The organism is Acidaminococcus nyctereutis (assembly GCF_052216985.1).
GTDB classification, from domain to species: domain Bacteria; phylum Bacillota; class Negativicutes; order Acidaminococcales; family Acidaminococcaceae; genus Acidaminococcus; species Acidaminococcus fermentans_A.
In genome coordinates this window covers 30,803-57,669 of sequence record NZ_JBQOUY010000014.1, presented here as the reverse complement: position 1 = coordinate 57,669, position 26,867 = coordinate 30,803, and the positions used below count along the sequence as shown (strand labels likewise).

At 52.8% G+C, this 26,867-nt stretch carries 23 protein-coding genes; 5 read left to right on the top strand and 18 right to left on the bottom strand.

Features of this window, described 5'->3' with window-relative positions; all coding sequences use genetic code 11:
• Positions 1 to 76: 76 nt before the first annotated feature.
• The 9 genes from ACTUHY_RS08125 to ACTUHY_RS08085 form a co-directional block, all read right to left on the bottom strand.
• Positions 77 to 349, bottom strand: coding sequence for a DUF1653 domain-containing protein (locus ACTUHY_RS08125; protein WP_442827325.1), 273 nt, complete (start codon positions 347 to 349; stop codon positions 77 to 79).
• Positions 350 to 1,219 carry a DMT family transporter gene (locus tag ACTUHY_RS08120; protein WP_442827324.1) on the bottom strand — a complete coding sequence of 290 codons (870 nt, stop codon included), beginning with the start codon at positions 1,217 to 1,219 and terminating at the stop codon, positions 350 to 352. It lies immediately after the preceding gene.
• A 141-nt stretch (positions 1,220 to 1,360) separates the two neighbouring features.
• A complete protein-coding gene (locus ACTUHY_RS08115) occupies positions 1,361 to 2,533 on the bottom strand; it encodes an iron-containing alcohol dehydrogenase (RefSeq protein WP_442827323.1) in 1,173 nt (390 codons plus the stop codon).
• Positions 2,534 to 2,603: 70 nt separating this feature from the next.
• Positions 2,604 to 3,233: a formate/nitrite transporter family protein gene (locus ACTUHY_RS08110; protein ID WP_442827322.1), complete on the bottom strand. Its 630-nt coding sequence runs from the start codon at positions 3,231 to 3,233 to the stop codon at positions 2,604 to 2,606.
• Positions 3,234 to 3,348: 115 nt separating this feature from the next.
• Positions 3,349 to 3,825, bottom strand: a complete 477-nt coding sequence (locus ACTUHY_RS08105) for a heme-binding protein (RefSeq protein ID WP_442827321.1) — start codon at positions 3,823 to 3,825, stop codon at positions 3,349 to 3,351.
• Between the two features lie 91 nt (positions 3,826 to 3,916).
• Complete coding sequence (gene hpfG / locus ACTUHY_RS08100) at positions 3,917 to 6,406, bottom strand: (2S)-3-sulfopropanediol dehydratase (protein WP_442827320.1); 2,490 nt, start codon at positions 6,404 to 6,406, stop codon at positions 3,917 to 3,919.
• Positions 6,407 to 6,440: 34 nt separating this feature from the next.
• A complete protein-coding gene (hpfH, locus tag ACTUHY_RS08095; RefSeq protein WP_442827319.1) occupies positions 6,441 to 7,394 on the bottom strand; it encodes a (2S)-3-sulfopropanediol dehydratase activating enzyme in 954 nt (317 codons plus the stop codon).
• A gap of 211 nt (positions 7,395 to 7,605) precedes the next feature.
• Positions 7,606 to 8,673, bottom strand: coding sequence for a response regulator transcription factor (locus tag ACTUHY_RS08090; RefSeq protein ID WP_442827318.1), 1,068 nt, complete (start codon positions 8,671 to 8,673; stop codon positions 7,606 to 7,608).
• Positions 8,645 to 8,845, bottom strand: coding sequence for a hypothetical protein (locus tag ACTUHY_RS08085; RefSeq protein WP_442827317.1), 201 nt, complete (start codon positions 8,843 to 8,845; stop codon positions 8,645 to 8,647). Before ACTUHY_RS08085 ends, ACTUHY_RS08090 begins: the two co-directional genes overlap by 29 nt.
• 219 nt (positions 8,846 to 9,064) lie before the next feature.
• Between ACTUHY_RS08085 and ACTUHY_RS08080 the strand changes: the two genes are divergently transcribed.
• Together ACTUHY_RS08080 and ACTUHY_RS08075 are read left to right on the top strand one after the other, a co-directional pair.
• Entirely contained in the window at positions 9,065 to 10,471 is a 1,407-nt protein-coding gene (locus ACTUHY_RS08080; protein ID WP_442827316.1) for an SLC13 family permease, read from the top strand.
• 42 nt (positions 10,472 to 10,513) lie between these two features.
• Entirely contained in the window at positions 10,514 to 11,989 is a 1,476-nt protein-coding gene (locus tag ACTUHY_RS08075) for an acetyl-CoA hydrolase/transferase C-terminal domain-containing protein (RefSeq protein WP_442827315.1), read from the top strand.
• Between the two features lie 74 nt (positions 11,990 to 12,063).
• Here ACTUHY_RS08075 and ACTUHY_RS08070 read toward each other — a convergent pair whose 3' ends face one another.
• The 3 genes from ACTUHY_RS08070 to ACTUHY_RS08060 form a co-directional block, all read right to left on the bottom strand.
• Positions 12,064 to 12,849, bottom strand: a complete 786-nt coding sequence (locus ACTUHY_RS08070; protein ID WP_442827314.1) for an IclR family transcriptional regulator — start codon at positions 12,847 to 12,849, stop codon at positions 12,064 to 12,066.
• Between the two features lie 297 nt (positions 12,850 to 13,146).
• Positions 13,147 to 14,517 (bottom strand): aldehyde dehydrogenase family protein, encoded by a 1,371-nt coding sequence (locus ACTUHY_RS08065; RefSeq protein ID WP_442827313.1) that lies wholly within the window; start codon positions 14,515 to 14,517, stop codon positions 13,147 to 13,149.
• A gap of 60 nt (positions 14,518 to 14,577) precedes the next feature.
• Positions 14,578 to 15,996 (bottom strand): SLC13 family permease, encoded by a 1,419-nt coding sequence (locus ACTUHY_RS08060; RefSeq protein WP_442827312.1) that lies wholly within the window; start codon positions 15,994 to 15,996, stop codon positions 14,578 to 14,580.
• A gap of 320 nt (positions 15,997 to 16,316) precedes the next feature.
• On the opposite strand from ACTUHY_RS08060, the gene ACTUHY_RS08055 reads away from it, so the two are divergent.
• From ACTUHY_RS08055 to ACTUHY_RS08045, 3 genes are read left to right on the top strand one after another with little or no spacing between them, the layout of a single operon-like run.
• On the top strand, positions 16,317 to 17,465 hold the full coding sequence (locus tag ACTUHY_RS08055) for an iron-containing alcohol dehydrogenase (RefSeq protein ID WP_442827341.1): 1,149 nt from the start codon (positions 16,317 to 16,319) through the stop codon (positions 17,463 to 17,465).
• 18 nt (positions 17,466 to 17,483) lie between these two features.
• Entirely contained in the window at positions 17,484 to 18,284 is an 801-nt protein-coding gene (locus ACTUHY_RS08050; protein WP_442827311.1) for an AAA family ATPase, read from the top strand.
• Position 18,285: 1 nt separating this feature from the next.
• Positions 18,286 to 19,482, top strand: a complete 1,197-nt coding sequence (locus ACTUHY_RS08045; protein WP_442827310.1) for a VWA domain-containing protein — start codon at positions 18,286 to 18,288, stop codon at positions 19,480 to 19,482.
• A gap of 56 nt (positions 19,483 to 19,538) precedes the next feature.
• Here ACTUHY_RS08045 and ACTUHY_RS08040 read toward each other — a convergent pair whose 3' ends face one another.
• The 6 genes from ACTUHY_RS08040 to ACTUHY_RS08015 all read right to left on the bottom strand — a co-directional run bounded on the left by ACTUHY_RS08040 (position 19,539) and on the right by ACTUHY_RS08015 (position 26,796).
• A complete protein-coding gene (locus ACTUHY_RS08040) occupies positions 19,539 to 20,711 on the bottom strand; it encodes an iron-containing alcohol dehydrogenase (RefSeq protein WP_442827309.1) in 1,173 nt (390 codons plus the stop codon).
• Between the two features lie 162 nt (positions 20,712 to 20,873).
• Positions 20,874 to 22,193, bottom strand: coding sequence for an acetyl-CoA hydrolase/transferase family protein (locus ACTUHY_RS08035; protein ID WP_442827308.1), 1,320 nt, complete (start codon positions 22,191 to 22,193; stop codon positions 20,874 to 20,876).
• Between the two features lie 104 nt (positions 22,194 to 22,297).
• Positions 22,298 to 23,710 (bottom strand): aldehyde dehydrogenase family protein, encoded by a 1,413-nt coding sequence (locus tag ACTUHY_RS08030; RefSeq protein ID WP_442827307.1) that lies wholly within the window; start codon positions 23,708 to 23,710, stop codon positions 22,298 to 22,300.
• Positions 23,711 to 23,773: 63 nt separating this feature from the next.
• Positions 23,774 to 24,910, bottom strand: coding sequence for an iron-containing alcohol dehydrogenase (locus tag ACTUHY_RS08025; protein WP_442827306.1), 1,137 nt, complete (start codon positions 24,908 to 24,910; stop codon positions 23,774 to 23,776).
• Positions 24,911 to 24,941: 31 nt separating this feature from the next.
• Entirely contained in the window at positions 24,942 to 26,234 is a 1,293-nt protein-coding gene (locus tag ACTUHY_RS08020; protein WP_442827305.1) for a TRAP transporter large permease, read from the bottom strand.
• Between the two features lie 70 nt (positions 26,235 to 26,304).
• Positions 26,305 to 26,796, bottom strand: coding sequence for a TRAP transporter small permease (locus tag ACTUHY_RS08015; RefSeq protein ID WP_442827304.1), 492 nt, complete (start codon positions 26,794 to 26,796; stop codon positions 26,305 to 26,307).
• Positions 26,797 to 26,867: the final 71 nt, after the last annotated feature.

Below are 26,867 nucleotides of genomic sequence, written 5' to 3'. Positions count from 1 at the left end.
GAAATCAGGCTCCTTAGATCTGATGCTTTTATTATAAGGAAGCCTCCATTTATGTCAACTCCGATTTTAAATAGGTTTACTTATTTATTTTTTCAAATCGATATCTTTGCCGGATCTCCGGATACTTCTTGCGGTCTACTTCGCTGCTGAACATGGCGGCCGGTCTGACATACAGGCCGAAATCCCCGTACAGGGCCTGGTACACCATCAGCGGTTCCCGTGTTTCAGAGTGGACAGCTGGCCCTACGATTTGATACAGATACCGATTGGTCTTCCGCTCTTCTTCCGTCATCTGTTCCCGCTTGAAATGCTGTACAATATCCCCAGGATGAAAAATACGGTTTTCCATTTATCTTCTCCTCTCTCCGCTGATCATACCGCCCAGCACCAAAACGACTCCAGCTAGCTGCAAATGGGTAATGGGTTCCTGGAGCAGGAATACCGAAATACACACGGCTACCACCGGATCCACATAACTGAGGAGAGCCGTCGTCTGAGCCGGCACCCGGGTCAGGCTGCCGAAATAGATCCCGTAAGCCAGCCCCGTATGGACGATGCCCAAAAGCAGCGTCAGCCCCCACCCGGTACCATCCATGGCGGAGAAGTCCAGCTGTCCAGTCAGCAGGCAGTAGAGCAGCAGGAATAAGGCAGCCGTCCCCAGCTGCACAGCCGTCTGTTCATAGGGGTCCAGTCCGCTGATAGTCTTACTGAGGATGATGATCCCTGCATAAAAGAAGGCGCCTGCCAAGGCATAGAACACGCCTGTGATATCCCCCATCTCTCCCCGGCTTCCTAACACGCCGGAAACCAGCAGCATCCCGCCGACGGTAACGGCCCCGCAGACCAGTTTCCTGCCGCTGAGGGTTTCCCGGAACACCAACGGCGCTGCCGCCAGCATGAAGACCGGAGCCATATAGTAACATAGGGTAGCGATGGCCACCGTAGTATGATTGAAAGATTCAAAGAAAAAGACCCAGTCCAGCCCCAGGAGGAGCCCGCTGAGCAGGAGTTTCGGAGCCCGTGCTTTCAGTTTTTCCCTCTGGAAGGGGATCCGCTTCATCTGCATCAGGACCAGCAAGGTCAGGCAGCCCAGGGCCGCCCGCAGCAGGGCTAACGGCACAGAGCCCAAGGGAATGTGCCGGCGCACCAGGCCAATCGTCCCAAAAATGACCAGGGACAGGAGCATCCGGGAGCGGGGTGAAAGAAAAGAGAGATCCATAGCAGCGCCATCCTTTGCATCAAGATGATGAGTTGATTTGTCAGAGGCCAACAAAGAACAGGGACTGTGGATGGATATGGTCCACAGCCCCATACAACATCGTTGTACTACCTTTGTCCCAGGGTTGTCTGCTGGGTTCCCTCACCGATAAGCTTTCTGGTAAATAGCCACACATTCTTCCCGAGAAGGAGACCGCCGGTCATTCAGGAACAACCCTTTCATAGCCGTGGTGGCATTCTCTGCCATTTTAGGGAATTCTTCCGGTGAAATCCCATAATCGCTCATCTTCAGTCCGGCTACGCCGCATGCTTCCTGTAATTTCTCCAAGACATCCAAGAACTCGGTAGGCTTTGCGGCATTTTCTTTCCCCAGGAATCTGGCCATATCCACGAACCGGTCATCACAGATATGCTGGTCCAGCATCCAGCCAAAATATGACAGAGTGATCATCAGCAGCCCTGCCCCATGGGGAAGGGTTTCATGATAAGCGCTCATGGCATGTTCCAGGGAATGCTGGCTGGTGCAGCCTCCCGTCACCATGGCATAGCCAGAAAGAGTATTGGCAAAAGCCAGCTGGGTCCGGGCTTCCATGTCCCCACCGTCGGCTACGGCACGGGGCAGATATCGTCCCACCGCCCGGATGGCCGTAGAGGCCAGCATATCGCTCAGCAGATTGGCTTTGCAGCTCACATAGGTCTCCAGGCTGTGGAACAGGGCATCGAACCCCTGGTACGCCGTCAGACGGGCGGGGACGGTCAGCATCAGTTCCGGATCGACGATAGCCAGCCAAGGAAACAGATCCGGCAGCTTCAGGCCGATCTTTTCATGGGTCCCCTGGTTGGTGATCACACTGCAGGCATCCACTTCCGATCCGGTCCCAGCCGTGGTGGTGATGGCAATCACGGGCAGAGCCCGATGGGCATGCTGTACTCCCTTTCCGGTCCCTGCGTTGACGTAGTCCCACAGGCTCCCTTCATTGACAGCCATCAGGGCAATAGCCTTGGCCGCATCCATAACAGAGCCGCCCCCCAGAGCCACCACCATCTCGGCTTCCATCTCCCGGGCTGCCTGGGTCCCCGCTTCCACCGAAGCTAGGGTGGGATTGGCCTGGATCTGGTCGAAGATTGCTGTTGCGATACCAGCCACCGCCAGTTCTTTTTCCGTCCGCTCCAGATACCCGTTGGCCCGGGTAGACTTGCCGGAAGAAATCACGATCAGTGCCCGTTTTCCCGGCAGAGCCTGGGCATGGAGCTGTCCCAGCTGCCCAACCCCGAACAGCACCTTCGTGGGAATATCGATTTGAAATGGATTCATCTGCATTCCTCCTCACAAGAGATACCTCGAGTATAGCAAAAAAGCCGCTAAGAAGCCAGCCCCCTCCAGCTCAGCCTGCGGCTTTCCTGGCAGCCTGCCGGGCCCCCCAGGCTGTCAGCCCGCCGCAGACATTGCCAGCGGTGATCACCAGGAGGCGCACCAAGGCTTCCTGGCCCATCTGCCCAGCCATGAAATAGTAGAACATATCGGCTACACTGTGCTCGTACCCGCTCATAATGAACACAGTGATGCCCACAAAAATGGCCAGGTATTTTCCCAATGCCAAAGGAAAGGTCTTGTACCCTTCCACGGCGATGAAGACAAAGATGTTACAGAAAAAGCCTAGGATGAACAGGCTCAGCAGCGTATCTCCATTCTTTCCCTGCACCAGCACCAAGGCCGCTTGCCGGGCCGACGGACCGACGCGGGTCAGTCCCAGGAGCCCAGCCGCCAGCCCTGTGCCCAGCCAGTTCCCCACCCAGATCAAAGGGAAACGGAACCAGCTCCAGAGCGGCTGTTCCAAGGCATAACAGACCCTTCCGGTAAAGAGGTGGAACTGCATCTCGCAGATGGTATAAAGTCCCACGCAGAACAGCAACGCTCCCACCAGCTTTTCCGTCTGGAGCAGGAACACGGCACCGCCCAGTCCGATACAGAATCCCGCCGCTGCCGCAGAAAACAGCCCTTGGAAAATCTTCATCACGCACCTCCATGGTCGAAAAAGGATATTTGGCAAGACTATACCACAGAGGTTATCGGGAAAACGTCAAAAGAAAAAAGGGGGTGTGGATTTTTTCACAACCCCCTCTTCCGCCTTATGCTTCCTTCTCTTTGAAATATTTTTCCAGGGTATCTACGATGACCTGATGGTCTTCGTAATGCTTCAAGGCGGAGACACAGATCGTCCCCACCACGGCAGACCCTTTCAGCCGCAGCGGGAAGCCTCCGCCTTGGGCCAGATACTTCTTCTCATCCAGTCTGCGTTCCTTCAGCCCTCTGCCTCCGCAGGCGATATCCGCCCAGAAATGGTAGGTGCTGATCCGCATGGTGTCCACTGTATCCGCCTTGGCTTTCAGCCAGATGCACTGGTTGGCGCCAGTTCCCTCCGGCAGGAAACGGAAAACCGTCAGATGATTGATCCGGATCTCTACGGCAATCGGTTTGCCAAATTCTTCCATGCTTGTTTCATAAAGCATTTTCCCCAGTTGGAAAGCATCCGTCTGGGTGAAGGTAGTGAACTGATATTTTTCTTCCTCTTCGATGCATCTTTTCAGGATTTCTTCATTGGTCATGATGGTCTCCTTTCACAAAAAGGCGTGCCAGGGACGTTTTCATCCTTGGCACGCCCATAGAGAGGCTGGTTCTGAACTGATTGTCTGTTTTTTAGAAGTGGAGCTCTGTCCGCTGGATCAGGTCCTTCTGCAGCTTCTTACCCAGTTCCACGAAGTAGGCACTGTAGCCAGCCACACGCACCAGCATGTCTTTGTAGTCTTCCGGATGCTTCTGGGCTGCCCGCATGGTCGCCGAGCTCATGATGTTGAACTGGACATGCATGGCTTGATCTGCCATATACTGCCGGATGAAGTTCACCAGGTTATCCCGTCCGGTGATCCCCGCCACGGTATCTTCGGTGAATTTCATGTTCATCAGGGTCCCGTTGGTGGCCAGGCTGTGGTCCACTTTCGTCAGGGAGTTGGTCAGCGCGGTCGGGCCCTGGATATCGTGGGAACCGCCGTCCGTGTGGACAGGTCCCATGTTGTCCGAAATGGCTTCGCCTTTGGTCCGGCCATCCAAGGAAGCGTTGGTCGCCATACCCATGGCCACGTTGGCATTGACGGAATACACTCCAGGGCTGAATTCCCCGCCCCGCTGGTTCTTCCGGCCGGCAATGTGGCGGCAGTAGCATTCGAACATGTATTTGAACAGGGCATCGGCATAATCATCATCATTCCCATAATGATGGACTTTGGAACTGTTGACCAGGGCATACAGTTTTTCATGGCCCTTCCAGTTGTCTTTGATGGCCTGGAGCAGTTCAGCTCCGGTCACTTTCTTTTCATCGAACATCAACTGTTTGATGGTAGCCAGGCTGTCAGCACAGGTCCCCAACCCGGAAGCCTGCGGCCCGATACCGTTGACTTCGGCACCGCCATGGGCCAGATCCTTCCCGGTCCGGATGCAGTTCTGGAAGAAGCAGGATACATAGGGCAGCGGTTTCCGGTTCTGGTGTGCCCGGTCAATGATATTTTCGCTGCTGCACAGCTGATTGGTCCAGTATTCGAACTGCTGGTCTACACTTTCCAGCACTTCATCGAAAGATTTGTAGGTCAGGAGACTTCCCGTATTAGGACCATACTGGGTCTTGTCATCATCCAGGAATTTCCCGCCATTGAGGACCATTTCCATCATCTTTGCAGTATTCACATACGCTGCATCGTGCCAGCCATATTCCTTCCCTGGAACATCGATTTCTACGCAGCCGACTACACAGTATTCCCGTGCATCTTCCAGGCTGAAGCCTTTGCGCAAGCAGGCTTTGATGGCAGGGCCGTCGTTGTACAGTTTCGGATGGCCACAACCTACCCGGATGACTTCTGCCGTCTTCACATACAGTTCATAAGGAGTCTTTTCATGGAACCGGACGCACAGCCAAGGATTCATCATCCGCGTATGGGCCGTTGCTTCCAGGAACAGCATGGTCAGATCGTTGGTAGCATCGTTGCCATCCCGGTCCACCCCGCCGATGGTCAGGCTTTCGCCCCCGAACCCACGGCCGTTCCGTACTGCCATGGAACCGAAATCTTTCAGCTTCGTAGGATAGTTGACTTTCACATACTGGTCTTCGATCAGTTCCAGGGCAAATTCCTTGGTGATCTTTCCAGCATCCAGGTCTGCTTTGTAGTAAGGATACAGCCACTGGTCCATCCGGCCATAGGAGATGGAATGGCCGTTGCCTTCGGTCTGGATCAGCACCGTAGCGATATTGAACAGCTGCAGGGCCTGCCAGAAGGATTTCGCCGGGCCTCCGGCTACCTGGTTCAGGTTGGCTGCCATGGTCTCCAGTTCTGCTTTCCGTTTGGCATCCTGGGTTTCTGCTGCCAGCTTAGCTGCCAGATCCGCATACCGTTTGGTCCAGATCTTGGCCGCATTCATGCAGATGATCATGGCATCATAGGTGTCCCGTTTATCTGCGAAATAGGAATCGTGCATATCCAGCAGTTTCTGCTGGGCAGAGATATCTTCGATGATCCCATCAAAGCCTCTCCGCAGGATATACGCATAGTCAGCCGCCAGATGGCCTACCCCTGCATAGTGGTACAGGTTGGTCTGGAAGATCTTCTTGCCGGCTTCTGAACATTTCAGCTGATCATAGCTCAGCCGGGATTCGATTTCGTCGGCAACGGTCTGGCCCTGCCACCATTTGCACAATTCTACCGCTTCCGCTCTGTCTTCGTCGCTTTTGAAATAGAACTGGTCATGTTCCCGTTTTTCGAAAGGATGGTTATAGGCTTCATCGATGATCCAATCCACGGAAAATTCCGGATAGATCGGGGCATCTTTGGGAGCTGCAGACAGATCGCCAGCAATCAGTTCTTCATCATCGATATGCAGGGTCTCATTCTCCAGGACTTCCCGGAAGGCATAGGCCACCTTCAGCATGGTCGGGCATTTCACATGTTCTTTATAGGATTTGGTCACCAGTCTCAGACGATCCAGATCGATATCATAGGGTCTGGCCAGGAACTGTTTCCGCAGCCGGTTGATCCGCGGGAAGGGAGACCAGTCCTTATGATGGACCTGATACCCTACTCCATACTCATGATCAAAGGCTTCCGTACCGGCAGCTGTGGTGTGAGTGAACTTGTTTTCCATATCTAACATCCTCCTTTATCAAAACAAGGGACGATCAATCCCATTCTTTGGCACCTACTGAACAGTGGATTCCTCGGCTCCTGAAATAAGCGGCGTATTTTTCCATCCTTTTCTGGAAAGCCGGCCGATTCATCCTGAGGCCTTTCATTTTATAAGGGATCCCTAGGGACTCGTATTTTTCTTCTCCCAATCTCATGAAGCTGAGCAGCTGCAGAGCTTTTACCTTTCCCTGGAGGTTCTTTTCCAGGAAATCTGCCGACGCTTCCATATTTTCCATGGAATCATTGAACTTGGGGATCACCGGGATCCGCAGGACCAGACTGGCTCCTGCTGCACAGACCTTTTCCATATTTTCCAGGATCAGATCGTTATAAACGCCGGTCCTGGCTTTGTGGACTTCTCGATCCATATGTTTCAGATCTGCAATGAACAGATCTGTATACGGAATGACTTTTTCCAATTCTGACCAGTTGCAGTAAAAAGTAGATTCACAGCAGGTCTGGATATTTTCCTTTCGGCAAGCCTGGAAGAGTCCTGCGACAAAATCTGCCTGCATCAGGCTCTCTCCTCCGGAAACTGTGACCCCGCCGCCGGATTTTTCATAATAACCCCGGTCCCGCAGGATGATTTCCATACATTCTTCCACCGTCATCCATTTTCCCCAGGCCTTGATAGCATCTGAGGGGCATACCTCCTGGCATTTCATGCAGTTGGTGCATTTTTCCCGGTCGATGCCGGTCAATTTTCCCCGTTCGAACTGCAAGGCTCCCGGTACTGGGCACACGTCCAGACAGTCTTGGCAGATCTTTGTTCCCAGGCACTTTTTCCGATAGATCCCTGCCTGTACATAAGGCGCAAATCCTTCTGGGTTGCTGCACCATTCACAGCGCAGGGGACAGCCCTTCAAAAACAATTCCGTCCGGAGCCCGGGACCGTCATGGATGGTATACCGCTGGATGTTGAAGACATTTCCCCGAATGGGTTCCATCTTCGAAACCTCCCTTACGATTTCAGGAAAGCTACTCAATCTTCTTTCCTCTTGTTATCTGAATTTTATCAATCTTCATGTAGAAAAGAAGCAGGTAAGTTGGCTATCTTTTTATAAGGAATGTTCCTTATGGGCATCCTGATAAAAATAAAGGGGCTGTGAAAAAATGAAGATTCATTTTTTCACAGCCCCTTTATGCCTTCAAACGATTCTAATTTTCCCGGCTTTCGATCCATTTGTACAGCTGGTACCGGCTTTGGATGCCGCACTTGGTATAGATATTTTCCACATGTTTCTTGACGGTATGGTAGCTGACCACAAGCCGCATGGCAATGGCCTTATAGGTCAGCCCCTGGTACATCAGCTCGGCCACCCGCTGTTCCGTAGGCGTCAGCGGATCCAGATTCCGGGTGAATTCCACATGCTTGCGGCCTCCTTTGCTGCTGATGGTGATCCAGTGATACCGGTCGATGATCCGGTTGGAATAGCTCCGGTCATAGGTATAGATCCGGAACTGATAATTCTGGATCATCCGGACCCGCACTTTTTCCCACTCATCCTCTTTATCCCCGCTGCTCAGGAGGAAAGGCAGCCAGCCGCATACCCCTTCTCCTTCCAGCTGGCTGCGTACGGAAGGCCCCAGGATATCCTGCAGACACAATTCCGCTTCCTTATTGCAGTCCATCACATGCATGAAATCATCGGTGATCAGATAGGCTTTTTCTCCAGAATCGATGATACGGTTCTTGATTTCCGAAATGATCTTGGCCTGTTCATATTTCTTGAAATTCTTGTAAGCATTGGCGATATAGGCATAGATCTCGCTGAAATGCTGCATCTCTTCGTCCGTGAAATCTCCATTTTCGGCCTCTTTGAAAAAGGTCATCTGGATATAGGCATTGATCCCGAACGCCATGGTCACGCTGTATCTGGAATGGAATTGTTGTTGGATGAACTGGACATACGGATCCCTGTCATACTGATTCGGGGAGATTACATCCGTCGACTTGTACAGCCGGGGGATCGTATTGAAATAAGTCAGATGGTCCCGCAGGGCATCCATATAGACAACTTTCCGGACCGGATCCCGAGAAAGGATCTGCCGATAGGGATGGTTCTCCCCATCCAGCAGCAGCCCCTGTTGGTTCACCCAGGAAAGGAAATGATTCTGGGTGTCAAAATAAAGGATGATCATCTGGTTCAGGTCAAAATTTTTATTGAGAAAGTTCAATAAAGTAGGGCTGAAGAATTCACGGGCAGTGATCTGATGATGCTCCATTTCTAAAAAGAAATTCGTCTGCCCCTTTTTCTCGTATTTCATTGCTGGTTCTTCCTCCTTTACGGACTGGCTGCTCTTCCATCATACCTTGTTTCTTTGGGAAATAGGAATTTCCTCTCACAGGATTTCTCATGGAAAAAGTTATTTTTACATTATGCAACTCTTGCTTCAAAACGGGAAACTCATCCCTTATCTTTCGAGAATCTAGTTGAAATCGGTTGCCCCGGCTTTTCTCTCTTTGTTATGATGCTGATAAAGAATTCCGGAATTGCGCACAGCACCCCATTGTTTTCTGAAATTCAAGAATCTTCAAATACTCATTCTCTTTTCATACCTATTCCTGCCATTGAATTTCACTTATCCCATTTTCGTCCAAAAGGAGGACGGTGTCATGAGCATCAAAAATCGCACACTGCATATCTGGTTGGGTCCCATTCTCTTCGCTGTCTGCTACTTTGCCTTACAGGGAACATTCTCCGTCAAGGCCGCCAAGGCTATCGGAATCGCGCTATGGATGATCTACTGGTGGGTATCCCGGCCTGTCAATATTACGGTTACTGCCTTTGTCCCCATTGTGGCCAATGCCCTCTTCGATATCATCCCCATGAAGACCATCATCGCCCAATATTTCTCGGAAAGCATCATCCTGATCCTGGGTTCCGGCTTTTTGACTGTACCCTGGAGCGGCATCGGCCTGGACAAACGGATCTCCCTGAAGGCCCTGTCCCTGATCGGCCCCTCCATGAAAAGCCAGATTACCGTCTGGCTGCTATCCAGCATCATACTCAGCAATCTGATGCCCAATGTGGTGGTCTGTGCCCTGCTGACACCCATTGCCGTCGGCATGCTGAAAGCCGCCGGGTATGATGGGAAGAGCGAAGCGGCCATTCCCATCCTCTGCGCCATCGGCTGGGGCGTGGGGATCGGCGGGGTAGGGACGCCCCTGGGCGGCGCCATGAATATCACGGCCATTGCCCTGCTCCAGGATTTCACAGGGAAAGAATTCATGTACATCGACTGGATGACCCATCTGACCCCGTACACCCTGCTGGTCTCCTTGGCCTGTCTCGCAGCCATGCTGCTGCGCCCGGGAAAGATCAAACAGCTGGAAGGCACAAAAGAATACTTCAAGAAAGCCTATGCAGCCCTGGGGCCCATGAAGGGCGATGAAAAGATCTGTCTGTCCATGTTCCTGGTGGGACTGGCCGCCGTCTTCTTCCGTCCCCTCTATGCCCATATCCTGCCCCGTATGGTACCCGCCTATGTCTTCCTGATCCTGGGATTCGTCTGTTTCTTCATTACTTCCAAAGATTCTGCCCGTCCTCTGATGACCTGGGAAGATGCCCAGAAAGAATCCATGTGGGGCATGATGATCCTCTTCGCCGGCGGTCTGGCCATGGGTGTACTGCTCAGCGGTTCCGGAGCCAACGAAGAACTGGCCCAGATCGTAGCTGCGACCAATCTGCAGCCCGGGCTGCCTTTGATCATCGCCATCACCGTCCTGGCCTGCCTGGTATCGGAGACCACCAACAGCATCGTATCCGCTGCCGTCACCGTCCCCATCGTCATGAGTGTCACCACCAAGATGCATTTGGATCTGATGACCTACTGGTACATCGCCGTCATGGCCTTCAACAGTGAATTCCTGCTGCCAGTCAGCGTCCGGTCCATCCCTGTAGCCTACGGCCTGAGCCCGGATACTATGCTGCGCAAAGCCCTGCCGATCTTCCTGGTACGGGCCTTGGTGGTCATCGTCTGCAGCTATATAGTCCTGCAGATCCCTGGATTTGGAAAATAAGCAATTTTTTCTGTGAAAAATAAAGGAGGCCCTTATAATACAATGGATCGTATCCCTGAAAAATTACGTGCAAAAGTGATGTCAGCAGATGATGCAGCCAGACTCATCCAGTCTGGAATGACCATCGCCGTCAGCGGGTTCACCCGCACCAATTATCCCAAAGCTGTGCCGCAGGCGGTCACTCGCCAGGGAACAGCCCGGGACCTGACCCTGATCGTAGGAGCAGCGGTGGGAGACTGCATCGATGGTGCCTGGACCCGAGCCGGTCTCCTGAAACGCCGGTATGGCCATCAGTCCAACAAAGATCTGCGGAAAGCCGTCAATGCCGACCAAGTGGAATTCAGCGATATCCACATTTCCCATCTGCCCAAATACATGAATGAACAGACAGGTCCCCATATCCACATCGCCCTGATCGAATGCTGTGCCGTCACCGAAGACGGCCTGTATTTAGGGGCTTCCGGGGGGACGGCCGATGCAGCAGTCCGCAATGCAGACAAAGTCATCGTGGAAATCAACCAGAGCCTTCCCGTGGGGTTCATGGGCATGCATGATATCTTCGAAGTTGGAGTGGCTCCAGCTTCCCGGATCATCCCGATCACCCACCCCCAGGACCGGATCGGGACGCCCTATATCCCCTGTCCTTTGGAGAAAATCGCCGCCGTGGTCTTTACCGACGAAGCCGATGAAGCCCAGACCTTCAAAGCCGTGACTCCGGCCACTGCCAAGATTGCAGAAAACATCGTGGATTTCTTGAAGAATGAAATCCAGCATGGCCGACTGCCGGAAAATCCTGGGCCCCTGCAGTCCGGAGTAGGTTCCGTAGGCAATGCCGTCCTCGCTGGGCTGGCCAACAGTGGCTTCCACCATCTGAACATGTATACGGAAGTCATGCAGGATGCCGCCTTGGGGCTCTTGGACCAGGGAGTCCTGGACTTCATTTCCACCAGTTCCGTGGCCCTGACGGACGAAAACAGGAAAAGATTCTATGAAACGATCCAGGATTACCATGACAAGATCCTGATCCGCCCCAATGAAATCTCCAATCATCCGGAAGTGATCCGCCGGCTGGGCGTGATTTCTCTGAATACCCCGATCGAAGTGGATCTGTACGGAAATGTGAATTCCACCCACATCGATGGGACTGCCATGATGAATGGATTGGGCGGCAGCGGCGATTTTGCCCGGAATGCCCGGATCAGCATCTTCGCCTCTGAATCCGTGGCCAAACATGGCGCCATTTCCTCCATCGTCCCCTTTGTCAGCCACGTGGACCAGACGGAACATGATGTGGATGTCATCGTCACCGAACAGGGCATTGCCGACCTGCGCTGGCTGACCCCTAAAGAACGGGCCAAGGTCCTGATCGAGCACTGTGCCCATCCAGATTATAAGCCCATGCTGGAAGAATACTATCAGGAGGCCTATGCCTCTGCCAAGGGAAAGCACACCCCCCATGTACTGGAAAAAGCTTTTTCCTGGCATCTGAAGTACTTGCAGACAGGATCCATGAAATAACGGACTCTCACCAGAAAACAGGCTGTGGAAACAGGATTGACGGACGACCGTCAGACGCTTCCACAGCCTTATCTTTATTCCGGATAATATCCCAGTTTGCCGGAAATCTTCCCGGCCACCAGAGTGACCGTACGGGCGAACCGCTCCTCATCCACCTGGGCCAGGATCCGATGGCTCTGGGTGGAGATGCTGATGGCTCCCACAGGCCTCCGGGTCCAGTCAAAGATAGGGGCTGCAATGGACCCTCTGCCCATATGCAGCTGGTTGTTGTTGGCACAGTAGCCTTTTTTCCGGATGGTCTTCAGGGTTTCCATCAACCCCCGCAGGTCCGTCTGAGTCTCCGGCGTATACTTCTGCAGATCGCTGGCCTTTAGGATCCGTAGCGCTTCTTCTTCCGGCAGATACGCCAGCATAATCTTCCCCATGGCCGAACAGTACAAGGGCTGCCGATGCCCCAGAGGAAAGAGCATTTCCGTCTTGTCTTCGCAGCAGCAGCAGACCAGGTGGACCACATCCAGCCCATCAGGGATCCCCAGATGGCTCAACACCTTCATATTAAAAGACAACTGCTGCAGCTCCGGATAGGCATGGCGGTAAATGCTTTTATTTTTCAGAGCCACCCCTGCCAGGGTTATAATCTCCATCCCAGGGTAATAATACCCGGTGGCATCATCCCGCTGGAGGAATCCCCCGTCCAGCAGGGTGTTCAGATGCCGGGACACGGTGCTGATATTCATCTGCAGGCGATCTGCGATCTCGGAAGTCCGAAGCATCCGTTCCCCTTCTGAAAAAAGGGACAAAATCGCCAAAGTCTTACTGACACTCTTATTCCCTGAAGCGTATTTTGATTTCTGTTCCAATTCGGAATCCCCCTCATTAGTCCATTCTACAAATTCTCCCCTGTCTGCCGCAAATATGACTCAGGTCATATTTTCTATATTATTTTACCATAGATTAAGCCTTAGAACTGTAAATGATTTGTTCATAATTATAGTATCGGAAAAAACAAATAGCAAGAGACCTGCCGCAGCGCATCCTGCAGCAGGTCTTCTTGATGGATTGGCGAAGATTCTTCACCGTGCATCCCTTCCACCGAAAAGGGGGACGTGGAAGGGATGCCTATGGAGAAAAGGAGGTCAGCCTTTCCAGATACAGCCTCAGTCTTCCCAGGCTTTGGCCGGATCCGGCAGGTAGGATTGATCCAGAGGATAGCCTACCCGTGTCAGGTTCATCAGCAGCTTATAGGTAAAGTTGCCGCTGAAGCTGTTGTTGCCCCAGGAACCGCAGCCCAGTGTGGTGGTGGCTGTGAAACCGTTAGTGGGGCTGCCGCCGCCGGTGGTGCCAGCCGGCTGGTTGACGATCAGCCGGGACACCGGGCAGTGCAGAGCCGCATATTCCACATGTTCCGGAGTATTGGAGTGGACAGCCACACTGTGACCCTTCCCTTCATAATCCAGGTTGATCAGGGCCATATTGACCGCATCTTCAAAGCTCCCTTCATAGGGGATGATATTGATCACCGGGCACATCTTTTCCCGGTTCAGGTCATCGCCCCGACCCGGTTTGGTTCCCCGTACCGCCAGCACACGGGCATCTTCCGGCACACCAGGGAGCCCGATGATTTCGGCGATTTTAGCCGGGCTCAGACCCACGATTTTCCGGCTGATAGGACCGCCAGCCTCCGGGAACAGTCCTTTGCGGACGATATCCACTTCTTTGGGATCATCCACATAATAGGCTCCTGCCGCCCGGAAAGCTTCCAAGAATTCCTCGAATTTAGCAGCGGGGATATAGGCAGTCTGTTCGCCTAGGCAGATCAGGCCGTAATCGAAGCCTCTGCCCAGGACGATGTCCGCGGCAGCTTTCCGGATATCCGCATCGCTGTCCACGATGCACTGGACATTGCCCTGGCCTACGCCGTAGGCCGGCTTCCCGCTGGAATAAGCAGCTTTGACCATGCCCATGCCACCAGTAGCTACGATCACATCTGCCAGCTGCATCAGCTTGTTGCTGTTTTCCATGGAAACTTCATCCACTTCCAGTACCAAATCTTCTGGGAAGCCCAAACCTTTCAGGGCTTCGCGGAACAGTTTGACACATTCATGGCAGCACTGGATGCCCCGGGGATGGGGAGCGAAAATGATGGAATTGCGGGTCTTCAGGGCAAAGGCCGCATTGCTCATGGGAGTCACTACCGGGTTGGTGGAAGGGATGATGGAAGCCACCACGCCCATGGGTTTGGCCACCTTGTACAGCCGTTTGGCTTCGTCTTTCCCGACGATGCCCACAGATTTCTTATCTTTCAGATCTTCCCAGATCAAGGAAGATTTCGCCCGGCATTTGGAGATCTTATCTTCCACTTTGCCCATGCGGGAATCTACCACAGCCAGTTTGCCCAGCCGTTCTGCGTTGTCATAGATGCTCTTGCAGATGGCTTTGGCAGCTGCATCCACCTGTTCCTGGGTGGCGAATTCGAATTTTTGCTGAGCCGCACGGCTCCGTTCAATCAGTTCTTCAACAGTACTCATGGTAAAACTCCTTTCACATCCGTAAGTTTCTATCAATAACCGATTATAGGATGATGTTGGTTACAAGCTCCCTACTTGGGAGAAAGCCGGGATCTGCAGGCAGATATAGCCTACGACGATGACGCTCAAAGCACGGATCAGCATGATGGGGATCCCCCGTTTCATCTGCACATTGGGATCCAGCCCGTTCCCGCAGGTAATGGCACGGACACTGACCGGCAGTAGGAATTCAGAGTTGTAAGCCATGGCCGTGATGAAGAAATAGGGCATCAGCGGCAGGCCGGCTCTCTGGGTATAGGTGATGACAATGGGGACCACTACAGCAGCCGACACGGTGGAGTTCGTGGATTCAGACACTGCCACGGCAAACACCGTGATGGCAATGATCATAGGCAGGCCCGGAGGCATGTGCATCTGGCTGGCGATCAGTTCGGCAATGGCCTTGTTGGCTCCGGAAGCGCCCAGCAGGTTCCCCATGGCCAGGCCGCCGGCAAAGAGGATCATCATGCCCCACAGCATGTGTTTCTGGACATAATCCCAATCCACCAGGGGTTTGCCGTCATCGCCGGTGATGAAGAATCCCAGGAAACCCAGGATGGCATACAGGAAAGCAGGGACCAGACCCGGGAGGAGAGAAGCATACAGCGGACGCAGGAAGGATCCGATCAGGGCGATCACGAACAGAGCCATGCTGATTTTTTCCGTCCGTTTCATGGGTCCCAATGCTTCATAAGCTTCCGTGAAATATTCTTTCGTCCCTTCCAGGGATTTGACTTCCTGGGGCAGCATCAGTTCGCCGATGATGCAGGTGATGGACGTAAAGATCAGATAAGGAGCGATGTGGCTGACCCAGTCCATGAACAGGAATTCATGACCGGTGGTCTTTTCCAGCAGGGCGATGGCCACCACGTTCATGGCGCCGCCTACAGGAGTCCCGACACCGCCGATCCCGGCACACCAGCCGATGGCACAGAGGATCGGAGCCGCTGCCGCACTTTTCCCATCATAGCCGGCCGCTTTCAGCATGGCGATGGCGATAGGAGTAAAGAGTGCCACCACTACCACGTTGGGAAGTACGGTAGAGAACAGGATGGGGAAAATGGACCAGACAATGATCTGGGACCGCATGGAAGGCCCGATGACGGACAGGCATTTCAGGGCAACCCGCTGGTCCAGTCCGATCTTCGCCCAGGGCAGGGTCAGCAAGGTGGAACTGAACACCAAGATGATACTGGGGTTGGAATACTGGGAAACAAGCGCCCCCATAGGAACGATATTGAAAAGTGCATTACAAGCTACTGGGACAAATGCGGTGGTCGTGATGTCCACCGGGCGGGTGACCCACCAGAATACCATCCAGAGGGAAACCCCTACTGCCTGGGCTCCCTTTACGGTCAAGGCTGAAGCTCCTCCCATGCTGACTAGCAGGTAGATTACCGGGCCCAGCAGGGAAAGGATGATGCGGCGTGATGTGCTCATGAAAAAACGTACCTCCTTTGGTTTGGTTGGTCGGCCGACCACACATACAAATGAATTCTTTTGGAATTATTTGTCTTTTCTTGCTTTTCATTATAATCAGCCCGTCCATCTTGACAATACGACTTTTGGGGGTTTTGCGGCGAGCGAAAGGAATTTCCAGCCGATGATTTCCATTTGTAAGACTTGCAGGTGGAGTTGCACAGTATGCAACCGGAGTTTCGAAAGAAGAGAAAACCGCTTTCCCGCCTTTCTTTTTCTCTTTCCTTCTATTACATTGTAACCATACCGATTCGATTTTTTAAAAGGAGGCAATTTCAATGATCCACGATTTCTCTTTTGCAGTTCCTCAAACCATCCAATTTGGCATGGGCAGCCTGAAGAAGCTGCCAGAGATCCTGCAGGCCAACCAATCGACCCATGTATTCCTCGTATCCGATCCCGGTATCGCACAGATCGGGCTGGTCAAAAAAGTCCAGGATATCCTGGAAGCTGCGCAAGTCGACTGCCATACCTACCTGGATGTGACCCCCAATCCGGCCATCGAAACCGTAGAGAATGCGGCCAAAGCTTTTGTGGAAAGCGGCTGCACCAGCATCATCGCCCTGGGAGGGGGCGCTCCCATGGATACCGGGAAGGCCGTAGGCATCCTGGCCCGTTATGGGGGCAAAGCCACGGATTATGAAGGGCTGTCCAAAGTCCCTGGCCCCATCGTCCCTCTGATCGCCATCCCCACTACCGCAGGGACAGGGAGCGAAGTCAGTGCTTCCACGGTGATCACCGATCCTGAACGGAATTTTAAATTTTCCATCATCGACCATAATATCCTGCCCAAGTATGCCCTCCTGGATCCGGAACTGATCATGACGGCTCCGGCCTCCGTCGCTGCCGCCTGCGGCCTGGATGCCCTGATCCATGCCATGGAAGCCTACCTGTCCCGTTTCGCTTTTCCCTATACCGATGCGATGGCAGAAAAAGCAATGGCCCTGATTGGAAAGAACCTCCGGGCATTCGTTGCCAACCGGCAGGATGCAGACGCCGCCTGTGCCATGATGCTGGGCTCCACCTTTGCCGCCATGGCCTTTGCTTGGAGCAAGCTGGGAGATATCCACGCCATGAGCCACCCGGTGAGCGCCTATTTCCATGTAGCCCATGGGGTCGCCAATGCCATCCTGATGCCCGCTGTAATGGAATTCAATGCGCTGGCTGACAAAGGCCGGTATGAAACCATTTATAATTTCATCCGGGAAGAAAAAGATCCGGCAGGCAACTTCCGTCCCCAGATGCTGGTAGACGCCCTGAAAAAGCTGAACGACGACCTGAATATCCCGAGACATCTGCAGGAAGTAGGCGTGACCCAGGACAAATTCGAAGCCATGGCAAAAGACGCCATGAAAGCGCCCAATACCCTGGCCAATCCCCGGCAGACGACCGTAAAGGACTTCATCGCCCTCTACGAAAAAGCCTTCTGATTCTGAAAAGGATAAAAAATGGCATCTTTTACAGGAACAGATTCCTACATTGCCTCTGAAGAACTGCAGCGCAGCGTAAACATCGCAGCTGCTCTGGAAAAGCCCCTGCTGCTCAAAGGTGAACCAGGCACCGGGAAAACAGTCCTGGCGGAAGCCGTAGCAGAAGAGCTGGGGCTTCCCCTCTTCGTCTGGAGCATCAAATCGACTACCCGGGCCCAGGACGGACTGTACGTCTATGATACCGTCCAGCGGCTCTACGACAGTCAGTTCGGCACAGAAGGCGTGGAGGACATCTCCCGTTATATCCGGCTGGGGAAACTGGGGGAAGCTTTCCGCAGTCCCCAGCGGGCGGTCCTCCTGATCGACGAAATCGATAAAGCTGACCTGGAATTCCCCAATGACCTGTTATGGGAACTGGACAAGATGGAATTCTATATCCCGGAAACGGGGGAAACCGTCAGAGCCCGACAAAAGCCCCTGGTCATCATTACCTCCAATGCAGAAAAAGAGCTGCCGGACGCCTTTCTCCGCCGCTGCATCTTCCACTACATCGCCTTCCCCGATCCGGCTGCCATGGCCCAGATCGTCCATGCCAAATTCCCTCATTTGGAGGATGATCTGCTGACAAGTGCCATAGACGCCTTTTACCAGCTGCGGAAGATTTCCGGCCTGAGCAAACGACCCAGCACCGCAGAGCTGCTGGACTGGATCCAAGCCCTGGCGATCAGTGGCATTTCCCCGGAAAAACTCACTTCCCATCTTCCCTTCATCGGCGTCCTGCTGAAAAAGACGGAAGACTTGAAACGGGCCGGTTACTGATATGTTCACGCCGTTTCTCTATTGTCTCCGGAGCCATGGTCTCCATACCACCTTGACCGAGTGGTCCGTCTTTCTCCACGCCCTGGAACTGGGCCTCCACGGGAACAGCCTGCTGGGATTCTACCATCTAGCCCGGACCGTCCTGGTCAAGAAAGAGACGGATTACGATCGTTTTGATGAAGCCTTCTCAGTGTTTTTCCAACACATAAAAGATCCCAGGGAGCTTCCCCCAGAATTCCAAGAATGGCTGGCCCAAGCCAGCTCTCCCACGCCTTTTGATAAGGAAACGACGGATCTGGTCTGGGGAAGATTCTCTCGGGAAGGGATTGAACAATTGATGGAAGAACGGCTGAAACAGCAGAAAGAAGCCCATCATGGCGGCACCACCTGGATCGGCACCGGCGGCCAGACTGCCTTTGGCCATTCCGGGTATGCGCCCAAAGGCATCCGAGTCTTTGGAGGATCCCATCAGCACCGGGCATTGGCCGTTGCCGGAGAACGGCGCTTTGCCGACTTCCGTGACGACCGGATCCTGGAGATCCGGCAGTTCCAAATGGCCCTGCGGAAGCTCCGCCGGCTTTCTGATCAAGAGAATATCCCCAAGACAGAATTGGATGTTGACGGGACCATCAGCGCCACGTCTCAAAAAGGCGGTTTCCTGGATATCGTCCTGAAGCGGCCCCGGAAGAACCGGACGAAGCTGCTCCTCCTGATGGACAGTGGCGGATCCATGTGGCCCTATATGGATCTTTCCCGCCGTTTATTCCAAGCCGTAAGCCAGGGCTCCTCCTTCAAAGAACTGAAGATCTACTACTTCCACAATATCTTCTATGATCAGCTTTTCACCTCGCCAGATTGTGCCTGGGAACACCGGATTTCCACCCAGTGGGTATTCCAGCAGTGCTCTCGGGAGTACAAGGTCATCCTGGTAGGCGATGCCCGTATGGGAGAAGAGGAACTGATGGCGGTCAATGGGAATATTGAATACAAACGGGGAAACGACCGCCCCGGGATCGCCTGGCTGGAAGAGCTTCTCCAACGGTATCCTGCCACCGTCTGGCTGAATCCAGTGGAACAAGACTACTGGCATTTTTATTACAGCACGGCCCGGATCATGGAAAAGGGGATCCATATGTTTCCTTTGACGCTCAAAGGATTGGAAACAAGCATGGATTATCTGCGCAAAACTGAAGCATGAAAAACAAGGGTTGCGGCACTAAGATGTGTCGCAGCCCCTTTTTTCATGCCTGTCTTTTACAGACACATTTCATAGATTTTCACCAAATCTGCTTCTTGCAGGTCTTTAAACCCTCTGACGATCCCGCCTTTTGTCCGGCAGGCTTTTTCGGCCATGACGGAAAAATCTTCCGGCCGGATCCCCAATTCTGTCAGTGAGGACGGCAGCCCCAAGGTCCCAAAAAAGAACTCTGAAAGCCTTTGGATGCTTTCCCGGGCGATTTCCATAGGCTCTCCCGCCGGATCCAGTCCGAAGACATTGACGCCCAACCGGACATACCGGTCCACGTGCTCCTGATCCAGGCAGTATTCCAAGAACCGGGGTGTCAGGATGGCCAAGCCCAGCCCATGGGTAATGTCATAGAGGGCTGACATCTCATGTTCCAGAGCGTGGCAGCTCCACACCTGGTTCTGACAGCCCTTGATGAAGCCATTGATGGCCCAGGTAGAAGTCCACAAGAGATTGGCTCTCGCCTCGTAGTCATCCGGCTGTTCCAGGGCAATGGGAGCATATTTCAGGACCGTCTTCATCAACCCTTCCATGACCGCATCCAGCATATACATCCCTTCTCCCGGATTGAAATACGTTTCCAGGATATGGGACAGGATATCTGCCGACCCGCAGGCAGTCTGGTATCGGCTGACGGAATACGTCAATTCCGGATCCAGGAAGGAAACTTGCGGCTGGAGTGCCGGGGCAAAACGGGCCAGCTTCTCCTGGGTCTCCAGGTTGCTGATGACACCCCCATCATCCATTTCTGATCCAGTGGCCGCAATCGTCGGAATGGTGACCAGCGGGAGAGCTTCGGTCAGCGGGGCCTTCCGGGCAAAGAATTCCCAGGGATCGAAATCCACACAGGCACCAGCCGCTGTGAATTTCCCCGTATCCAGGCAGGAACCGCCGCCGGCAGCCAGCACCACCTGGATTCCCTGCTCTTTGCACAGCGCCACCCCTTTGCGTACGGACTGGATCCGGGGATTGGGATCGATTCCCGGAAGCTCCGTCAGTTCCAGATGGTACTTCCGGCTTTCTGCCAGGATCCGATCATATAAGCCACTTTTCTTGATTGAACCTCCCCCATAGATCAACAGGACCCTGTCTCCAAAAGATTTCAGGGTTTCCCCCAAATGGTCCAGTGCGGTCCTTCCAAAATAAATCTTTGTGGGAACATGATAGATAAAATCCTTCATCGCCAAAACCTCCATCTTTTTCAGCAGCCTTGGACGCCGCATTCTGCTTTTCCTTCAGTATAGCAGAATCGGCCCCCGCTGCATGACAAAAGAAGAGATTTGCAGTACAGGAACAAGATTTGCATCTTTTGAAATCCAAACATCTGGAGAACGAAGCTTATTTCAAGAAAACACTTTCTCTTTATACGCTTTCAACTCTTCCCGGAAATCCGGATGGGCAATGCGGATCATGGCCTCTGCCCGTTCTTCTAAAGACAAACCTGTCAGATGGGCCACCCCGTATTCGGTAGCCACATTTTGGATCAAGGCCCGGGGCCCTGAAATGGCACTGCCGGCCGCAATGGCCGGGACGATATTGGAATGGCGCACACCCTTTTTGTCCACCCGGGAAGATTCAATGCAGATATACCCTGCACCGCCCCGGGACAGGAAGGCTCCTTCCAGGAAATCCAGCTGTCCTCCCACGCCGGAAATCTGACGAGTCCCTACGGATTCGGCATTTTCCTGCCCCATCAAGTCCAGCTGGATACCTCCATTGATGCTGATATACCGGGAAATCCGCTCCATCACACGGGGATTATGGATATAATCCAGTTCGGCCGGATAAAACGCATCCGGTTTTTCCCGGAGCCAATCATATAGTTCCTGGGACCCGCTGACCAGATTCCAGGAAGAAAGTCCTGTTTTCTCCTCCTTCCAGCGATTGGTCAGTTTCCCTGCTTTATGGAGCATGAGGAACGCATCACTGAGGGTCCCCGTATGGCAGCCTAGATCTTCCTGTTCTGATTGCGCCAGCAGCTGGGCAATGGTAAAGGGGATGGCCCCCACCCCTAAGGATAAGACAGCTCGGTCCGGGATTTCCCGGACTACATTCTTGGCAATCTGGAGATCTGCCTGGCTGGGTTCTCGATAACTGGATACGCAAAGGGGCTGATGTTCCCCTTCTACGATATAATCGGCTTCCTCCAGGGAAACCCGATGGGAGCCGTCAATCCCCTGAAGACCGGGCATTTTTTCATTGATTTCAAAGATGATAGTCCTGGCTTTCTGGATAATGGTTTTCCAGCAGTAATTGGCCAGCCCAAGCCCGCAATAGCCCTGAGCATCCGGTTTGGATACCGGCACGATGGCCACATCCACCGGCAGATAATCCCGATACATCTCTGGCAAGAGACGCAGCAGCATAGGGACGAAATGCAGCCGCTTGGCCGTGAACATCTTCCGTTCGTAGTTCCCTAGATGCCAGCTATAATATTGGAAATGCTTTCTCTCCGGGTCGCAGTCGATGGTATGGATGATGGGGCGATAAACCAATCCGCCCCGGATCTTCACATCCCTGAGCTCCTCCTTGTGGCGGGCCAAAGCCTCATCCATCAGTTCCGGGAACCCATTGCCAAAGCCAAAATCCACCCAATCCCCTGATTTGACCCCTAAACAGACAGCTTCGTCCGGACTCACAAATTTATGGAGATATCCTTCCATCTTCTCTTTTCCTCCTGCCACAGGCTTCCTTTTTCAGGCGAAAAGCGGCTGCCCTGCCCAGAGGCATCACTGCAGCCGCTTCCCGCTATGAGAAAGGAAAGGACTTATTCGGCCCAGATTTCTTCATCCGTAGGGATATACATATCCGGAACACGGTAAGAAATGCGAGTCAGGTTCATCAGATGGTAATAGGTGAAGTTTTCACTGATACTGTTGTTTCCCCAAGTCCCACAGCCCAGTGTAGTCGTCGGATTCAGCCCGTTGTCCATGGCACCTCCCAGGTTGGTGCCGCCTACCTGGTTCACGGCGAAACGGCTGACCGGGATTGCTTCCGCCACCGCTTCGATATGCTCCGGCGTATTGGAATGGATCACCACGCTGTGCCCGATGCCTTCCATTTCCAGATTGGTCTTGGCGATATGGATGGCATCTTCCCATTTGTCATAAGTAAAGAACGCCAGCACAGGGAAGAGTTTTTCTTTGGCCAGCGGTTCCGCCTTCCCATAGCCCCGGGTACAGGAAACGATGACTTTGGCATCTTCCGGGATGCCCTGGATCCCGGACAGCTGTGCGATTTTCTTCACACTGGCTCCTGGATATTCCTTGCTCACAGAGCCACCATTGGGAAACGCCGTATCTCTCAGCTTGGCTGCATCTTCCGGATTGTCGATGTAATAAGCGCCATGTTTCTTCAGCGCAGCAATCATTTCTTCTTTTTTATCCACCGGGCAGATGACATTCTGTTCACAGGTGCACAGGACCCCGTTATCGAAAGTCCGTCCTTTGATGACCATGGCTGCTACCTGATCCAGGTCCGCATCCCGGTCCACCAGGACCTGGACATTCCCCTGTCCTACCCCTATAGCCGGTTTCCCGGAAGAATAGGCAGCCTTGACGAGCCCCGGACCGCCGGTGCAGATGCACAGATCCACCGCACTCATCAGACCCGCAGAAAGTTCCATACTGGGTTCTGTGATCACCTGGATCAGATTCTTCGGCATTCCCAGCGCATCTAAAGCTTCATTGATCACTTCTACTGTTTTCACGCTGGAATGTTTGGCACGGGGATGCGGGCTGACAATCATAGAATTCCCGCATTTCAAGGCGCACATAGCATTTTGCATCACATTGATGACCGGGTTTGTGGTCGGTGCTACGCAGCCAATCACTCCGATGGGTTTCGCAACTTCCACCAAACCCAATTCCGGGATCCGTTTGATGATGCCCCGGCTCTTCTTGTCTTTCATCCGCCACCAGACACTCTTGGATTTATTGACGCATTTAGCAATCTTATCTGCGTAATTCCCCATTTTGGTTTCATCCACCGCCATATGGGCCAGAAGTTCCGCATTATCATAAACTGCTTTCCCCACTGCCCGCACGGCCTGATCCACTTTTTCCTGCGGGTATGTTTCAAATTCTTTCTGTGCAATACGGGAAGCTTCTACCATTTTGTCCAAATACTCTTTTACTGCCTGTTCCATAAACGTAAGCTCCTTTCTCGATGTCCCCTGCAAGGGGAAAGCCGCCAAACATTTCTAGCTGTGCATTTTAATGATCAGGTCATCAGACTTATTTTTTTACAATAATTTTCGATACAGCGCTTCGATATCCTTGATCGTCGTCTGCCGCGGATTGACCACAACATTGACACTTTTCATGGCATCGATGGCCATCACGCCGATTTTATCTTCTGTCACTCCCACATCGGAGAGCTTCTCCGGGATCCCTAATTCCCGATTCAGCTTCCGTAATTCTTCCACCAGCATTTCAGGAACAAAAGAAGCATCCGCTTTAGCCCCCTGGGTAATACAATCATAGATTACCCGGTATCTTCCCTGATCGGCCAGCGCGTTGTATTCCACGATAGCCGGCATCAGGATGGCATTGGCTACCCCATGGGCCACATGGAAAAATCCGCTGACCGGATGGCTCATGGCATGGATATTTCCCAGTTTCCCCCAGGCAAAAGCCAATCCTGCCAACATGGACCCTACCAGCATATTGGAAGCTGCTTCTTCATCATCCCGGGAAGCCACATAGCGCCGGATATTACCGCCAATCATCCGCATGGCATGTTCCCCCATGGCATCCGTGAAAGGTGACGAGGTCTTTGATACATAAGCTTCCATAGCATGGATGAAAGCATCGACACCGCAGGCGGCTGCCACCGAACGGGGCACTGTCATGACCAATTCCGGATCCAGGAGCGCGTAGGTAGGACAGATATTGTAACTGATGATGGCCATCTTGAAATGGGTCTTTTCATCCGTAATCACAGAGGAAGCTGTCACTTCACTGCCAGTCCCAGCGGTCGTAGGAATAGCGATTAAAGGTAAGACAGGACCAGGCACTTTTCCCAATCCGGCATAATCCGTGATCTTTCCCCCATAAGTCACCAGGATAGCTACCGATTTTGCCACATCCATAGGACCGCCGCCGCCCAGGGCCACAATGCTTTTACACCCGGATGCTTTGAACGCTTCCGTCGCAGTTTCCACATTCGCTACCGTAGGATTGACCGACAGATCGACGAATTCCTGACAGGCGATTCCTTTTTCCGCCAAGATTGTTTTCGTCTTATCCACCAGCCCCACCTGCTGCAGGCCTTTATCAGCAACCAGAAATACGGAAGACGCATTTTCTGTTTGTAAGATATCAGGCAGCTGTTTCAGAGCCCCCTGCCCGAAGACGACATTTTGCGGGACTTTAAACATAAAACTCTTCATCGATCTTCCCCCTTCCAAATTATTTATGGGCACGCATGAGCTCAACCAGGAACGTCGAAAATCCTGGCACATAGGTAACCAACATCAGCACCGCGACCAGTGCAATAAAGAGCGGCCAGACATTCTTGACCTGTTCATTGAAATTCACTCGTTTATCCAATCCATCCGCAACAAAAAGGTTAATGCCCAACGGTGGTGTCACCAGCCCCATAGTCAAGTTCATCACGATGATCACGCCAAACTGGACAGGATCCACCCCTAGTTTTTTGATCAAAGGATACAGGATCGGTGTATAGATGAAGGTGGAAGCCGTGGTTTCCATAAAGCATCCGTTGATCAGCAGGATGATATTGATCAGCAGGAGGATCAGGAATTTGCTGTGGGTGATCCCCAGTACCAAATTAGAGAGCTTCATAGGAACCTGCTGCGTAGAAACGATGAAGCTGAAGATATTGGCCGTCGCCACGATAAAGAGGATCATGGCAGAGGTTTTCACCGCTTCGAAAGAAATCTCCATCATATCACTAGGTTTCAGCGCATGGTACACCAGCCAGGCCACCAGGAATCCGTAGACACAAGCCACGGCAGCCGCTTCCGTTGGCGTAAACACTCCGGAGTAAATCCCCCCCAAGATGATTACCGGCATCAAGATCGCCCAAATGGCCTTAAAGAATGTCTTGATCACCCGATCCAGATGGACACCATCCGTTTTGCTGCCCCAGTGGTTCTTCCGGGCTTTTACAAATGTCATCAAACACAGCGCCAGCCCCATGATGATTCCCGGGATCACCCCTGCTGCAAACAGTTCACTGACGGACTGCCCGGTGATCAGGGCATAATTCACAAAAGGAATGCTGGGAGGGATGATACATCCGATGATCCCGCCGCAGGCCACCAGTGCCGCAGCAAAGCCTGGAGGATATCCATCATTGATCATAGCTGGGATCATGATGCTGCCAATGGCAGCCACCGTGGCCGGAGCCGATCCGGAAATCGCTGCAAAAAACATACAGGCGATGGTGGCCACAATACCCAGAGAACCATCGATCCATCCAAAAAGTTCATAACAGAAATCAACGATCTGCTTGGAAATCCCACCCTTTCCCATAATGACCCCTGCATATACGAATAAGGGAATGGCCAGGAGGGGCGTAGAATCCAGTGCGGTAATCATCCGCTGGGCTGCGATGAACATCTGCCGGCTGTTTCCAGCCACCGCCATGGCCAAAAGAGGGGCGCCTCCAATACAGACGGCAATGGGGACTCCTATAAACAGGAGGACCGCCAAGCCGACGAACAGTACGGTAATCATAGCTGCCTTCCTTTCTCAGTAATTCATTCTTTACTTGCAAAATCCCTTTCCATTCTTGATCCAGTCCATCTCATTCCATCGGATTTCGATAGGCTTGATGCTTAAAAAGCTGCAGGAGCAGCTGTATGATGGAAAGGATACTGGTCAGCGGCACGATTCCATACAGCAGATACATCGGCAAATGTAAAGCCGGAGAAATCTGCCCGCTCTGGATGATCCGTTCCACCAGCACCAGGCCAAAATACGTACAAGCCACCATAAAGATCATCGTTATGATATAGGTTAGGACCCGAGTCGGTACTTTGAGGCATTCAGGAAAAAGTTTTTCCACGAACAAGGCCACCCGTACATGAGAATTATACCGCCAGGCTGCCGCAATGCCCAGGAAAGACATATATACGCAGATATACCGCAGGATTTCATCTCCCCAGTTAAACGAAAAGCCGAATCCATAGCGAAGGACCACATTCAGTGTCATGATCACTGCCATGGCCATCATGAGGATGCTGGAAATACAGCGGGTGACCGGTACATTATCGATAAAATCAAAGATCCTTTTCATGTCTTCACCTCTCTCCGGAAAGAGCCGGCGGAAAATCGTCCAATCCAGCTTTTCCGTCGACTCCTGCTCCG